Annotated in this window: 11 protein-coding genes; 5 read left to right on the top strand and 6 right to left on the bottom strand. The window is 69.0% G+C overall.

Annotated elements, in window-relative coordinates; translation table 11 throughout:
• The first annotated feature begins 677 nt into the window (after window positions 1–677).
• The 4 genes from BpN12_RS03130 to BpN12_RS03115 all read left to right on the top strand — a co-directional run bounded on the left by BpN12_RS03130 (window position 678) and on the right by BpN12_RS03115 (window position 6,451).
• Window positions 678–1,601: a helix-turn-helix transcriptional regulator gene (locus tag BpN12_RS03130; protein WP_246793849.1), complete on the top strand. Its 924-nt coding sequence runs from the start codon at window positions 678–680 to the stop codon at window positions 1,599–1,601.
• 231 nt (window positions 1,602–1,832) lie between these two features.
• Window positions 1,833–3,341 carry an alkaline phosphatase family protein gene (locus BpN12_RS03125; protein ID WP_246793848.1) on the top strand — a complete coding sequence of 503 codons (1,509 nt, stop codon included), beginning with the start codon at window positions 1,833–1,835 and terminating at the stop codon, window positions 3,339–3,341.
• Window positions 3,342–3,691: 350 nt separating this feature from the next.
• A complete protein-coding gene (locus BpN12_RS03120; RefSeq protein WP_342346198.1) occupies window positions 3,692–4,357 on the top strand; it encodes a response regulator transcription factor in 666 nt (221 codons plus the stop codon).
• Between the two features lie 51 nt (window positions 4,358–4,408).
• Window positions 4,409–6,451 carry a sensor histidine kinase gene (locus tag BpN12_RS03115; protein ID WP_246793845.1) on the top strand — a complete coding sequence of 681 codons (2,043 nt, stop codon included), beginning with the start codon at window positions 4,409–4,411 and terminating at the stop codon, window positions 6,449–6,451.
• An 83-nt stretch (window positions 6,452–6,534) separates the two neighbouring features.
• Here the strand turns inward: BpN12_RS03115 and BpN12_RS03110 are convergent, their stop codons facing one another.
• From BpN12_RS03110 to uxuA, 4 genes are all read right to left on the bottom strand, one after another.
• Window positions 6,535–8,073: a peptidase S1 gene (locus BpN12_RS03110; protein WP_246793844.1), complete on the bottom strand. Its 1,539-nt coding sequence runs from the start codon at window positions 8,071–8,073 to the stop codon at window positions 6,535–6,537.
• A gap of 128 nt (window positions 8,074–8,201) precedes the next feature.
• On the bottom strand, window positions 8,202–8,465 hold the full coding sequence (locus BpN12_RS03105) for a winged helix-turn-helix domain-containing protein (protein WP_246793843.1): 264 nt from the start codon (window positions 8,463–8,465) through the stop codon (window positions 8,202–8,204).
• A gap of 366 nt (window positions 8,466–8,831) precedes the next feature.
• Window positions 8,832–10,145 (bottom strand): MFS transporter, encoded by a 1,314-nt coding sequence (locus BpN12_RS03100; RefSeq protein ID WP_246793841.1) that lies wholly within the window; start codon window positions 10,143–10,145, stop codon window positions 8,832–8,834.
• Between the two features lie 132 nt (window positions 10,146–10,277).
• Window positions 10,278–11,318, bottom strand: coding sequence for a mannonate dehydratase (uxuA, locus tag BpN12_RS03095; protein ID WP_246793839.1), 1,041 nt, complete (start codon window positions 11,316–11,318; stop codon window positions 10,278–10,280).
• A gap of 289 nt (window positions 11,319–11,607) precedes the next feature.
• Between uxuA and BpN12_RS03090 the strand changes: the two genes are divergently transcribed.
• Window positions 11,608–12,357 (top strand): FadR/GntR family transcriptional regulator, encoded by a 750-nt coding sequence (locus tag BpN12_RS03090; protein WP_246793837.1) that lies wholly within the window; start codon window positions 11,608–11,610, stop codon window positions 12,355–12,357.
• A gap of 73 nt (window positions 12,358–12,430) precedes the next feature.
• Here the strand turns inward: BpN12_RS03090 and BpN12_RS03085 are convergent, their stop codons facing one another.
• Both BpN12_RS03085 and BpN12_RS03080 read right to left on the bottom strand, forming a co-directional pair.
• Window positions 12,431–12,733 (bottom strand): hypothetical protein, encoded by a 303-nt coding sequence (locus BpN12_RS03085; protein WP_246793836.1) that lies wholly within the window; start codon window positions 12,731–12,733, stop codon window positions 12,431–12,433.
• Between the two features lie 138 nt (window positions 12,734–12,871).
• Window positions 12,872–13,969 (bottom strand): alkene reductase, encoded by a 1,098-nt coding sequence (locus tag BpN12_RS03080; RefSeq protein ID WP_246793835.1) that lies wholly within the window; start codon window positions 13,967–13,969, stop codon window positions 12,872–12,874.
• Window positions 13,970–14,020 lie beyond the last annotated feature (51 nt).

The raw sequence follows: 14,020 nt of genomic DNA, 5'->3' as shown, positions 1-14,020 counted from the left end.
GCGGCGCGGGATGGACGCGCCCCGGGCGTGGCACGCGCGGGGGGCGAGGGATGAAGTGCGCGGATGGTAAGCGAACCGTAACATCGCGTCTTGAAGAAAAATACGCTCGGCGCGCCCGTGCTGCCCGCGCCAGCGGGTTTCCGCGCGGCTTTTGAACAAAAGGCGACCTCGCGTTCGCCCCGGTGATACGGGTGCTTCGGTTGCTTCTGCTATTTCTGCTGTTTTGGCTGTTTCGGCTGCCATCGCGCAGGCGGTGTCTGTCGCGTCGATGACATCCCGATGACACGAACCGCGAATCAGGCCGAATGATTCCTCGAACGCCTCGACGAAAGCCGGCGACCCGGCCCGCGTCCACGCCCGCATCGACGCATTCGGCCATTCATATTTGAATTCCCGTGAATGATACGGAGGCCTTTCGACTGATGAAATGCCGATTTTCGAATCGCTGGCTTTCCGGATTTTGCATCATGTTCAGCGGCTGGCTTTCATCCGGCTTGTCGCCCTGTTTTCGCGATGGTATAAACCGAACGCACCATGGCGGCCGCGTGCCGACGGTCGCCATGCCCGGACATTGCGCCATCGCGCGCCGCGCGGTACCTGTCACGCCCGTCACGCCGCGGCGCGAGCGGCCGTCATGCCCCGCCCCGTGCCATCCCTTTCTCCGGAGGAAACCGCCCATGTCGACCGTCGCCGATGCCGGTACCGCCAGCGCCGCCGTCCCGCCGGCGCCGAGGGACACGCTCGGCTGCATGTCGAGCAAGCTGCGCAAGAACCTGCAATGCAAGAGCGGCGATTTCACGTTCCATCGCAAATGCATGGACGCCCCGCAGCTCGAACGCGTGGCACTGCCGGCCAGCGACCGCGGGTTCCTGGTCGGCATTTCGCTGCGCGCGGGGCATCACCGCCGGATCTTCCGCGGCACGCGCGCGGAGGACTGCCATTTCGATCGGCATTCGATTTACATTCGCGATTTTTCAGAGAATTACGTCGCCGATCTTTACGGCAATTTCGACTTCCTGCTGCTCGAATTATCGTCGCGGTTTCTGGTGCGGCTCGGCGACGAGCACGACGCCCCCGCGATCGACGGCCTGCTCTGCGCGGCCGAGCAGGCCGACCCGGTGCTCGGCCACCTCGGCGCCGCGATCGCGGCCGGCATCGAGACGCCGGGCGAACTCGGCGCGCGCTTCGTCGAGCAGGTCGGGTTCGCGATCGGCCTGCATCTGGCGCAGCGTTACGGCAGCCTGCTGCCGCGCGAGGCGCGCCTCAAGGGCCGGCTCAGCGCCATGCACGAAGCGCGCGCGAAGGAACTGCTGCTGCTGCGCGACCACCACGGCTCGTCGCTCGCCGACATCGCGCGCGAGTGCAACCTGTCGCGCAGCTACTTCATCCGCGCGTTCGCCCGCACCACCGGCCGCACGCCGCATCAGTGGCTGCTGGAGCAGCGCACCGCGCAGGCGCGCGGCATGATCGAGAGCACGCGGCTGTCGCTGGCCGACATCGCGATCGCCTGCGGTTTCTCGGACCAGAGCCACCTGAGCCGCGTGTTCACGAAGACGCTCGGCGTGACGCCGGGCGCCTGGCGGCGCGGCGGCGGCAACTGACGCGGCCGGCGGCCAACGCCCCCCGACGCAGCGCCCCAGGCACGCCGGGCAACCGAAGCGGGCGAAGCGGCCGCGTCACTCGCGCCCCGTCTGTCCGACATTTCCCCGACAGCCGCTGCAACAAGCGCGCCCCGCCGCCGGCTTTCTCGGCGAAGATAGCGGCCACGCGCGGCCACGCCGACGCCCACGCGCCATCGATGCGCACATCCACACTGAACGGGGGAAGCAATCGTGTCGACCATACTGCCCAACGTGAAGCACATCGTCGTCGTGATGTTCGAGAATCGTTCGCTGGACACGATGCTCGGCTGGCTCTATCCGGAGGGCGCGGCGCCGCAGACCGTGCTGCCGCCCGGCAGTTCGCCCGCATTCAACGGCGTGAAGCCGGACATGTGGAATCCGTCGACGCACCGGGCAACGCCGCGCACGGCCGGCGCGCCGGACCAGCCGCAAGCGGGCCGGCCCAACGACGGCAAGCCGGTGTTCGTCACGCAGTCCGCCGCGAGCCGCTACGTCCCCGACCCCGATCCGAACGAGACGTTCATCAACATCACCGAGCAGATCCTCGGCCCGCAGAGCACCGACGAGATCGTGGAGCCGATGCACGGCTTCGTCCTGAACTACGAAACGACCTCGACGCACGACAGCACCCAGGTCATGCAGTGCCACAGCGAGCAGCAGCTGCCGGTGATGTTCGCGCTGGCGCGCGCCTACGCCGTCAGCGACGCCTGGTTCGCCTCGGTGCCGAGCCAGACCTGGCCGAACCGCGCGTTCGCCCAGGCCGGCACCTCGAACGGCAACGTCAACAACACCACGGCCAGGCCCGGCAGCACCGGCCTCGACCTGCCCGATCCGTTCCAGTGGGACGTGCGGACCATCTTCAACGTACTGCAGGACGTCGGCGAAAGCTGGGCCGTCTACCACGACACGCTGGTGGTGCCGCCGCTCACGCGCACCATGTTCCCGCAGCTGTGGGACGAGGCGCTGTCGCCGAATTTCCAGCATTTCTCGGCCTTCGAGGACGCCTGCGCGGCGGGCTCGCTGCCAAGGTTCTCGTTCATCGAGCCGAGCTTCGTGATCGAGCCGAACGACCAGCACCCGCCGCACGACGTGAAGGCCGGCGAGCATTTCCTGCACCGGATCTGGAAGGCGGTCAGCCGCTCGCCCGCCTGGAACGACACGCTGCTGCTGATCACGTTCGACGAGCACGGCGGCACCTTCGACCACGTGCTGCCGCCCGCCAACGCGGTGTCGCCCGACGCCGCGAGCGACCCCGGCGACGAGAACTTCCGCTTCGACCGCTTCGGCGTGCGCGTGCCGGCCATCCTGGTCTCGCCGTACATCGCGCCGGGCACCGTGTTCCGCTCGCCCATCGACACGCCCTACGACCACACCTCGATCCTCGCCACGCTGCGCGACTGGCTCGCGATCCCGAACGACAGCATGCTGCCGAGCACGCGCATCGCCGCGGCGCCCACCTTCGAGCAGGTGCTGACGCTGAGCGAGCCGCGCACGGAACTGCCCAAAATCAGCGAGCCGCTCCTCGACTTCATCCACCCGTCGCCGGACGCGCCGATCAACGACCTGCAGCTGAGCCTCGTGTCGGGCAGCGCGCACCGCTTCAATCTCGACGTCGGCGCGGTCACGGCCTCGGTCACCGCGCGCGCGCATGCGGTCACGTTCTTCACGGCGCTCAAGGATCAGGTCGAAGGCAAGGCGAAGCCGACGCCCTCGCCGTAAGCGTCTGGTCTTCCGGGCGGCACCGGCACCGGACATCGGTGCCCGCGTTCGGCAACGGCGCCGCCCTCCCGATCCTGCCATCCCGGCGAGACGTTCTCCGGTCCCGGCCGGCAGGTTTCATGCCGATCCGCATGGCCGAACCTTGCCGTCCTGCCGGTCCGGCATCCGGGCATACGATCCCGAAAGATAATCCTCGGAAGCGGTACCGCGCGCCGCGTCGACGCGGGTATATTTCCGGAAACCCAATTGCCTCCATCGCCAGACCGCGCCGTCGAGCCGGCGGCCAACCTCCCTTTGCATAGCGTGCGATGCAATCCACCCACCCCGATTCCGGCCCCGGCGCGATCGACATGATCGACGTGATCGCCGTCGAGGACGATCTCGCATTCCGCGGCGAGCTGTGCCGCGTCGTTCAGGCCGCGCCGGACCTGCGGCTGCGCGGCGTGGCCGGTACGCTGGCCGACGGGCTCGCGCTGTTGCAGGGGCCGCCCGCCGACGTCCTGCTGGTCGATCTCGGCCTGCCGGACGGCAGCGGCATCGATCTGATCGGCGCGACGGCGGCGCGATGGCCCCGCTGCAACATCATGGTCGCCACCCAGTTCGGCGACGAGGCCCACGTCATCCGCTCGATCGAGGCGGGCGCCGCCGGCTATCTGCTCAAGGACAGTTCACCGGCGCGCATGGTCGACGAAATCCGCAGCCTGGCCGGCGGCGGCAGCCCGATCAGCCCGATCATCGCGCGGCAGATCCTGACGCGGTTCCAGCAGAACCGCTCCGTCCTCCAGGCGGTGCCCGCGCCGGCAGCGGCTGCACCCTCGCCGCTGTCGGCCCGCGAAACCGAGGTGCTCGACTTCATCACCAAGGGCTTCACGACACTGGAAATATCGAAGCTGATGGTGTTGTCCCATTTCACGGTGCGCAGCTTCGTGCGGCGCATCTACGAGAAGCTGGAAGTCACCTCGAAGGCGGAAGCCATCTATGAAGCCAGATCGCTCGGCCTGCTGCGCGACCATTGAAACGGCGGCCGGCGGGTCGCCGCGTACCGCGAACCGCGCGAGGGCATCCGCATGAGCCGCCGCCGCGCATCGTTGCTGGCCGGCCTGCTGTTCGCCGTCTCGCTCGCGCTGCTCGCGGGCGCGGGCGTGTGGTACGTGTTCGGCGACGGGCCGCTGCAATGCGAGGCCTGCGAGCATCTCACGCAGGCGCAGTGGCAGGTCACGCCCGCGCACGGGATGACCGAGCCCGCCGCGACGCTTGACAGCCGCACGCTGCCCGACGCATGGCAGCGGGTCACGCTGCCGCGCGCCTTGCGGCAGCCCGACCCCGCCGGCACGCAGCGCGGCACGACCAACTCGATCGACACGATCGGCAAGATCGCCTGGATCCGCGTGCCGGTGGCCGGCGCGGCACTGCCCGCCGGCCCGCTTGCGCTGTACGGCAGCCGCGTCAAGACCGACGGCACCGTCGCCGTCTATGTCGACGGCCGGCTGGTCCACCGCGCGCAGCGCCAGGGGCCGTTGTGGAACAGCCTGTTCACGCCGCTCTGGGTCGAGCTGGAACGGCATGACGGCGCCCCGGTACGCGAGATCCTGATCCGCCTCGAACAGACGCCCGCCAACGAGGTGGCGCTGACCTCGCTGTGGCTCGGCGGCATCGACGCGCTGCGCGGCCGCTACTACCTGCGCCAGTGGCTGCAGCGCGAAGTGCCCGCCACGCTCAGCGCCGCGTTCCTGGTGGTGGGCGTGTTCGCCCTCTTCGTCTGGTTCCGGCGCCGCCACGAAACCGGCTACCTGCTGTTCTTCAACCTGGCGGCGACCTCGTTCGTGGCGCACCTGCACTACTACGTCGGCGTGCCGATCACCGACGACTGGTTCGCGTGGCTGACGCTCAACGGCCTGTTCTGGCTGATCACGGTCGTGCATTTCTTCCTGTGCCAGCTGCACGGCCGCCCGCTGCGCTGGCTCACGCGCGCGGTGGTGGGGGCGACCACGGCGATCGGCGTGCTGACGCTGCCGCCGGTGGCGATCCTGCCGGTACTGCCGAACGTCCCCGTGATCATTCCGATGATCTACGCCGTCGGGATCGTGATGGGCACGGTCGTCGGCCTGGTGGGCATCCTGGCCGCCTGGCGCCGCTCGTGGGAGGCAAGGCTGGTGGCCGCCGCCGTCGGCATCTGCACGCTGCTCGGCGTGGCGGACTGGCTGATGTACAACAACGTCGTGAGCCTCGAAGGCTGGTTTCTCGGCGCCTACATGAATGCCGTCACGTTCTGCGTGTTCGGCTTCCTGATCTATCGGCGCTACGTTCTCGCGATCGTCGAGATCGAGCAGATGAACGTGAGCCTCGCGCGCCGCCTGCGCGAGCGCGAAGCCGAACTCGAGGAGAGCCACCGGCTGCTGCGCGAGGCCGAGCGGCGCAGGACCATCAGCGACGAGCGCCGCCGGCTGATGCAGGACATGCACGATGGCCTCGGCTCGGCGCTGATCAGCGCGATCCGCTCCGTGGAGCACGGCACCGCCAGCGCCCCGCGCGTGTCGCAAATCCTCAAGGGCTGCCTCGACGACCTGAAGCTGACGATCGATTCCATGGAGCCGGTCGAGGCCGATCTGCTGATGCTGCTCGCCACGCTGCGTTTCCGGCTGGAACCGCGGCTGGAGGAAGCGGGTATCGCGCTGCGCTGGGACGTGCAGGCGCTGCCCACGCTGAACTGGCTGGATCCGTCCAGCGCGCTGCATATCCTGCGCATCGTGCAGGAGGGCATCGCCAACGTGCTGGCCCACACGCGGGCCGGCGAAATACGCGTCGCCACGGCGGCCGATCAGACGGGCGTGCAGGTCACCATCGAGGACGACGGCGAGGGCTTCGACGTCGAGCAGGCGCTCGGCAGCGGAACCGGGCACGGCCTGCACAACCAGCGGCGCCGGGCACGGGCGCTCGACGGCACGGTCGACTGGATCGTCGGGCCGAAAGGAACGCGCCTCGTCCTGTGGCTGCCGCTGGAACGCCACGCGGCACGAGCGGCGCAGGGGGCGCCGGCGGCGCCAGCGGATGCCGCGCTCGCGAACGGCGTTGTCATGACGCCACCGGTGTCGGGCGGCGCGCCGGCCTGAGCGGTTCGCGGGCCGCGCCGACAAAAAAACCGGGGCGGGAACCTGTCCCGCCCCGGCATCTTCACGCTTCAGCGCGCGTCAGCTCAGTGCTGAATCACTTCCATCGACACCGGCCGCGAGAAGTCGAGGTCCTCGCCGTTTTCGGCGCGCACCTTCAGCAGCTTGTCGTGATCGACGGTCCCGCTGAACGTGGCGACGCGGTCGTACGCGAAGTCGGGACGATCGGACAGCCGCACGGCCACGCCGGGATCGGCCTTCACGAACACGGCCTGCCCCTTGATCCACGCCGGCAGCTGCCGGACCGCCGGCTCGCCCGCCGGCAGGCAGTACGTCTGCGCGGAATCGAGGCTCACGATGCAGCCGAGCGGCTTGCTGTCCGGCGTCACGCGCATCGCGTTCGGCTTCGAGAAGTCGAGATACTCGCCGTCGTTCGCCTTGACGTGCTTGAGCCGGCCGGTGTCCGTCGTGCCGAAGAACTGCGCCGACTTCCGGATGCCGGCCGCATCCAGCCGCGGGCTCGTCGACAGTCGCACCGCCACGCCGTCGTCCGCCTGCACGCGCACGTCCCAGCCCGAGAACAGGACCGGCCACTTCCGGTCGCCGTTGTAGCTTTCCTCGCCCGCGGAGAGGCAGTATTGCGTGCCGAACTGCTCGTTGACGAGGCAGGCTCGCGGCTTGACCGCCGACAGGAAGCGCGCCTGCGGATAGACCGACTTGATCCAGCCCGCGAACTTCGACACGCGCACCGCCGCCGACAGGTTGAACTGCCCCGCGTCCGTGACCGCGACGATGGTCGGCCGCGTGCCATGGATCTGCCACCACGGCGCGCCGTCGTCGCCGGCGGTGGCCTGCGCCCAGTGCGAGGACGGGCCGGACGGCTGGTAGATGGCGCTGAGGCCGCCGCCGTCGGGCGATATCGTGTCGACCTGGGTGCGCCCGTACAGCCGGCCTGCGCCCAGATCCGGCCGATTCGAGAAACTGGTCCGGTTCTGACCGACGCCCCACCTGCCGTATCCGATCAGGATCGTGTCGCGGCCCGGTTCGTCCGCGACGTCGTTGAGGACCGGCGGCTCGATCGGGACCAGCCGCGAGCGCCCCTTGATGTCGTCAAGGCGCGGCAGCCTGACGATCGCCATCTGGCTCGACGCGGTATCGGCCAGCGCCTGCGGCCTCACCGGCACGCCGGGCCGCTGCTTGCCGTCCGGCACATAGGCCGTGCCGCTGCCGCCCGCGGCCACCTTGCCGCTCCAGTCCGTGAAGCGGGCCGAGACCGGCGTCTCGAGGCTGCCGCCGCGCAGGTCCAGGCAATGCGCCGCCGTCATGAAATAGGCCCAGTGGCCCTGGTTGCCGATCCAGGTCGCGGTGCAGGCGGCCCCGGGCCGGCCACCGGGCGCGCGCGTCAGTTCGAGCCGGCCGACGCTGAGCCATGCCGCCTCGTTGCTGAGATTGGTCAGCTTCCTGTTGGCCGCCTGGATGGTGCCGGCCACGTTCGACGGGTCGCCGCCGTTCTGCTCGAACGTGGCCGGATCGATCACGATCGCGTGTGCCGCCGACGCGGCCGTCAACGACAGGATGGCGGCAAGGTACAGACCCGGCCCGATTGGGCGAAGTTTATTTTCCATATTCGTCTCGATTGAAAATACATTTGGACTGCGAAATATCGATGCCTGAATGCCTCTATCTCTTCAAACGCTACCCTCCCTGGTCCGTCAAGCCCCGGCGCGGTGGCGACACGCGATCGGGAAACCGCTCAGCGCCGCGCCTTCAGCACGATCGTTCCGCGCCCGCCCGCTCCCTGCGTGAGACCACGCAGGCCAAGCTCACGAAACGCGGCATGCACCGTGTTCAGGTGGAAACCCAGTGAATCGGCGATGGCCTGTTGCGTGGGCAACTTGTCGCCCGGCCGGAATATGCCACCGCCAATGGCTTCTTCGATTTGATCGGCAATCGCCTTCGCGACGGGCCCGTTGATGCGGGAAAAATCCGGACGCCAGTGATGTCGGGCCTTTGCCATGAGAATCAGTCACAACGTGATGTGAAGTATTTTTTCAGGCGAAAACATAACAAGCCGACCCCGCGCGTGAAATAGCGATAGTTCTATTTTTACGATCCGGGAATGGCCGAAAGCGCGTCGAAAATATACTTTCGACAATCTCTCGATTCGGCGCGTTTTTTCGACGACTGATCGACTGGCAACATGACGTGGATTGCAGCGAAACAGCGGCGGGATAGCGTTCGCGCCGAGCCGGATTGGCCGGCAACGCGGGAAGGAGGCAGCGGGCACGAACGGTCCGCGAGGAGCAGGAAAAACGCCGCCCGGACCGGCGGCGTTCAGTGGAGGCGAGCGGCAGGCCCGGGCCGCGTGACCATGAAGCTGGTATCAGGCCGCGCTGGCGCGCTGCGCGCCGGCCGCGCGCGAACGCGGCGGCGGCAGCGGTTCGACCTTGCCGACCACCAACAGGTAGGACAGCGCCCCCACCACGCACAGCACGCCGGCCACCACCAGCGGCACGACGAACGAGCCGCGCGTGATCGACAGCATCAGCCCCGTGAACGTGGTGATGAAGATGCCGGCCAGATTGCCGGCGAAGTTCTGGATGCCGCCGATCGAGGCGACGTGGGCGGGCGTCGGCGCGACCTCGCCCACCAGCGTCCAGACGTTCGCGCCGGCGAACGACAGCCCCGCATACGACAGCGAGAACAGCGCGAGGCAGAGCCCGATGCTGTCGACGTAGGCCGACAGCGCGATCGACGACGACGCGAGCATGCCGCCCACGAGGCAGGTCTTGCGCGCGGCCGTGGCGCTCCAGCCGCGCCGGAACAGCGCGTCGGACACGTAGCCGCCGAGCCAGCCGCCCGGAATCGCGATCAGCGCGGGCAGCATGCCGAGCGTGCCGAGCGACGCGAGCGAGAAGCCGCGCGACTGCAGCAGGTAGCTCGGGAACCAGGTGATGAAAAAATAGATCGCGAAGTTCAGGCAGAACAGGCCGATCATCATCCCCCAGATGGTGCGGTAGCGGAACAGGTCGAGCCACGACACGCGCGGCGCGGCCTGCCCAGCCTCGGCCGGCAGCGACGGCGCCGCGCGTTCGGCCAGCAGCGCCTCGACGGCGGCCGGCGCGAGCGCGCGATAGCGCTCCGGATCGCGATAGATGAACCACCAGGCGAGCGCCCAGACGATGCCGAGCGAGCCCGTCACGGCGAACGAGCCGCGCCAGCCGAGCAGCGAGATCAGCCAGGCGACGAGCGGCAGCGACAGCGCCGAGCCCACCCGCGAGCCGCTGTCGAAGATGCTGCTGGCGAGCCCGCGCTCGCGGCGCGGGAACCAGTTGAACGCGACCTTCGCGAACGACGGGATCGCGGCGGCCTCGCCGGCGCCGAGCATCAGCCGCATGCCCACCAGCTGCCCGAGCCCGCGCGCGGCGCCGGTGGCGACCGTGAACACCGACCACCAGCCCACCGCCAGCGCCAGCGCGACGCGCACGCCCACCTTGTCGATGAACCAGCCGGCCGGCAGCTGCAGGAACGCGTAGGTCCAGAAGAACGCGCTGAGCACGAGGCCCATGCCCACGGCGTCGAGGCCGAGGTCGGCGCGGATGCTCGGCGCGGCGATCGCGAGATTGGCGCGATCGACGAAGTTGATGACGTTGGCGAGGAAGCACATCAGGATCATCGCCCATCGGATTTTCGGCATCGAAGGTCTCCGCTTCGCTGGATTGCCGCGCGCCGCCCGGGATGGGCGAGCGTCGTCGGTCGCACGTCGGGGTGCGAGTGGTGTCGTTATCGGTCTTGTGGTGCTTGAAGCGCGGCGCCCGCGCCGCTTCGGTCAGTCGAACTTCTCGAGCGCTTCCCAGATCCCGTTCAGGTAGACCGCGCCGAGCGCGCGGTCGTAGAGCCCGTAGCCGGGCTTGCCGGTTTCGCCCCAGATCATCCGGCCGTGGTCGGGCCGCGCGTAGCCGGTGAAGCCGGTGTCGTGATACGCCTTCACGATCGCGGCGATGTCGAGCGAGCCGCAGCTCGACAGGTGCGCCGCTTCCTCGAAGTCGCCCTCGGGCGTGATCTTGACGTTGCGGATGTGCGCGAAATGGATCCGCCCCATCGCGCCGAACTCGCGCACCAGCGCCTCGACGTCGTTCTGCGGCCCCGCGCCGAGCGAGCCCGAACACAGCGTCAGGCCGTTGGCCGGGTGGTCGACGGCCTGCAGGATCCGCGCGAGGTCGTCGCGGTTCTTGACGATGCGCGGCAGGCCGAAGATCGGGCGCGGCGGATCGTCGGGATGGATCGCCATGCGAATCCCGCACTCGGCCGCCACCGGCACGATCGCCTTCAGGAAGTATTCGAGGTTGGCCCACAGGCGCGCCTCGTCGATCTCGCGATACTCGGCCAGCAGCGCCTTCAGTTCCTCGGGCCGGTAGCTCGAATCCCAGCCCGGCAGCGAGATGCCCTGGTCCGGATCGATCCGCTCGACTTCCTCGGTGCTGAACGCGAGGCAGGTGGAGCCGTCCTCGAGCGTCTTCGCGAGCTCGGTGCGGGTCCAGTCGAACACCGGCATGAAGTTGTAGCAGACCACCTGGATGCCGGCCGCCGCCAGATGGCGCAGGGTCTGCTGGTAGTTCGCGATCAGCCGGTCGCGCGTGGGCTTGCCGAGCTTGATGTCCTCATGCACCGGCACCGACTCGACCACCTCGAAACGCAGCCCGGCCGCCTCGATCTTCGCCTTCAGCGCCTCGATCTTCGCAAGCGGCCAGACCTCGCCCACCGGCTCGTCGTAGACGGCCGAGACGATCTGCGTCACGCCCGGGATCTGCCGGATGTATTGCAGCGGCACCGGATCGGTATCGCCATACCAACGAAAAGACATCTTCACCGTCCACCCTCCTTCCGGAAAACTTCGCAACGGCGCAATGGCCGGACGACCCGGCCCCACCTGGTTGGACCAGATTCTCACTGGTCGACCAGTTAGGCGGAATAGTGGTTTACCAGTTGGGACAGGCCTGTCCACCGGACGGCGCGGCCCCGGCAGGCGGCGTTCCGCCCGTTTCGGCGGTACGCGTCGGGGCTCGCCCGCAAACTGGTGTACCATTTTCGCGATCCGCCGCCGGGCTCCGCCGCGCGGCCACGGATTGACCGATCGACCGATTTCACGAGCACACCGCATGGCCGAAGTTTTTTCCCCGTCCACGCCCGCCGGCCGCGCCGCCGATGCCGACGCGGCCGACCGTTCCTACGTCGGGCTGGCAAAGCAGATCTATGACCTGATCGCGTCGGGCGACGTCGGGCCGGGCGCGCGGCTGCCGTCGGAGCGCACGCTGGCCGAGCGTTTCGCGGTCAGCCGCACGCAGGTGCGCGAGGCGATCATCGCGCTCGAAGTGCGCGGCGTGGTGGAGGTGCGGGTCGGCTCGGGGATCTACGTGATGGAGACGCACGGCGCCGCGGCGCGCGAGGCACGCGCGACGCCGTTCGAGCTGCCGCGCGGGCCTGGGCCGATCGAGACGCTGCGCGCGCGGGCGCTGATCGAGTCGGAGATCGCCGCGCTCGCGGCCACCGAGCGCAAGGACGCCGATCTCGACCGGCTGTTCGCGGCGCTGCGCACGATGCGCGAGAACATGGACGACAAGGCCGCGAACGAAGCGGCCGACCGCGAATTCCATCTCGGCATCGCGGCCGCGACCGGCAACGCGGTGCTGCATCACATGGTGGCGGCGATGTGGGACAGCTCGCGCGCCGATCCGCTCTGGCGCAAGATCGAGGAACACTTCCACACCACGGCGCTGCGCGAGGCCTCGCAGGACGAGCACCAGCGCATCTTCTCGGCCATCATGGCGCGCGACGCGCAGGCCGCGCGCGAGGCGATGCAGCAGCATCTGGCGCGGGTGATCGGGGAATTCACGCAGGCGTGGCGGTAGCGGGCGGCGCGGGCGCTACCGGCTCCTCTTGCCGTGGCGGCAAGCCGAACCGGGGAAGACGGCGGGCGCGGGCTCAGCCCGCGTGCGGCGGCGGCGCGTCCGCGCCGTCGGACAGTTCGTCGTCCTCGGGCGGATGCGCGTCGAGCCAGGCGACGATCTGCTGGGACGCCTGCAGCGGCGTGACCGTCTCACCGGTTGCGAGTACATCGAACTTGTCGGGATCCATCCCGTCGAGGTTGTCGAGTTGCGCGATCGAGATGGTCCAGCGCCAGTCGATCTGATCGGCGATCGGCGAGGCGATGCCCTCGATGCAACAGCGGCAGCCGTCGATCTCGGCGACGAAACCCGTATGGGTCGGATCATAACTCGCGAACACGGCGGCTCCTCCGGTGACTGGCTCCGCGACGGCGGACCCCGGGCGAGTATCGCACGGCTCGGCGCGCGCGCCGCGAAAAGGCGCGCCGCCGGCCTCCATCTCGTTCCCTGAGCATGCCCGGCAGCAACAACCCGATGCTCACACGCGCCGGTCGGGCCAGTCCGAGTAGCCGGTCGAATCGCCGCCGTACCAGTATTGCTTCGGCGCCTCGGCAAGCGGCGCGCCCACGCGCAGGCGCTCGACCAGATCGGGATTGGCGATGAACGGCCGCCCGATGCTGAACAGGTCCGCGTCGCCGGCCGCCAGCGTCTGCTCGGCCAGCGCCAGCGTGTACTGGTTGTTCGCGATGTAGGCGCCGCCGAAGCGCCGGCGCAGCGCGCCGAAGCTGACCTCGCCGTCCGCCTCGCGGCTCAGCTGCGTCACGCCCTCGATGTCATGCACGTAGAGCAGCCCGAGCTTCGACAGCGCGTCGAGATAGGCGCCGAACGTCGCCATCGTGTCGCTGTCGAGCGGCGTCTCGCCCGGCGCCGTGGTGACGGGCGAGATGCGGATGCCGACGCGCTCGCTGCCCCACACGTCGATCACGGCCCGGACCACCGCGAGCGGGAAGCGCAGCCGGTTCTCGATCGAGCCGCCGTATTCGTCGTCGCGCCGGTTGGTGCTGTCGCGCACGAACTGTTCGAGCAGGTAGTTGTTGGCCGAATGCACCTCCACGCCGTCGAAGCCGGCGCGCTTCGCGTTCTGCGCGGCGCGGCGGTAGTCCTCGACGATGCCCGGGATCTCGGCGGCGTCGAGCGCGCGCGGCGTGACGAAATCCTTCATGCCGTCGTGGACCCGAATCTGGCCCTGCGGCTTGAGCGCGGAAGGGGCCACGGGCAGCGCGCCGTCGTGCAGGTCGGGATGGGACATGCGCCCGGTGTGCCACAGCTGCAGGAAGATCCTGCCCTCGCGGCGGTGGACCGCCTCGGTCACGCGCTGCCATGCCGCGACCTGCGCCTCGGTCCAGATGCCGGGCGTGCGCGGGTAGCCGCGCGCCTGGGCGGAGATGTTGGTCGCCTCGGTGATGATCAGGCCGGCGCCGGCGCGCTGCGCGTAGTAGTCGGCCGCGTAGTCGGGCGGCACGCCGGCATCGTCGGCGCGGCTGCGCGTCATCGGCGCCATCACGATGCGATTCTTCAGTTGCAGCGGGCCGAGCGTGACCGGCTGCAGGACGGGGCTGTCGGAACGGGTGTTCATGATTCGGATTCCTCTCTGATGCGATGATGGAGAACGGCGAGCGAGGCGGCC

Source organism: Burkholderia perseverans, from assembly GCF_022870505.1.
GTDB classification, from domain to species: Bacteria; Pseudomonadota; Gammaproteobacteria; order Burkholderiales; family Burkholderiaceae; genus Burkholderia; species Burkholderia plantarii.
The sequence above is the reverse complement of the archived record's forward strand: the minus strand, read 5'-3'. Positions and strand labels throughout refer to the sequence as shown.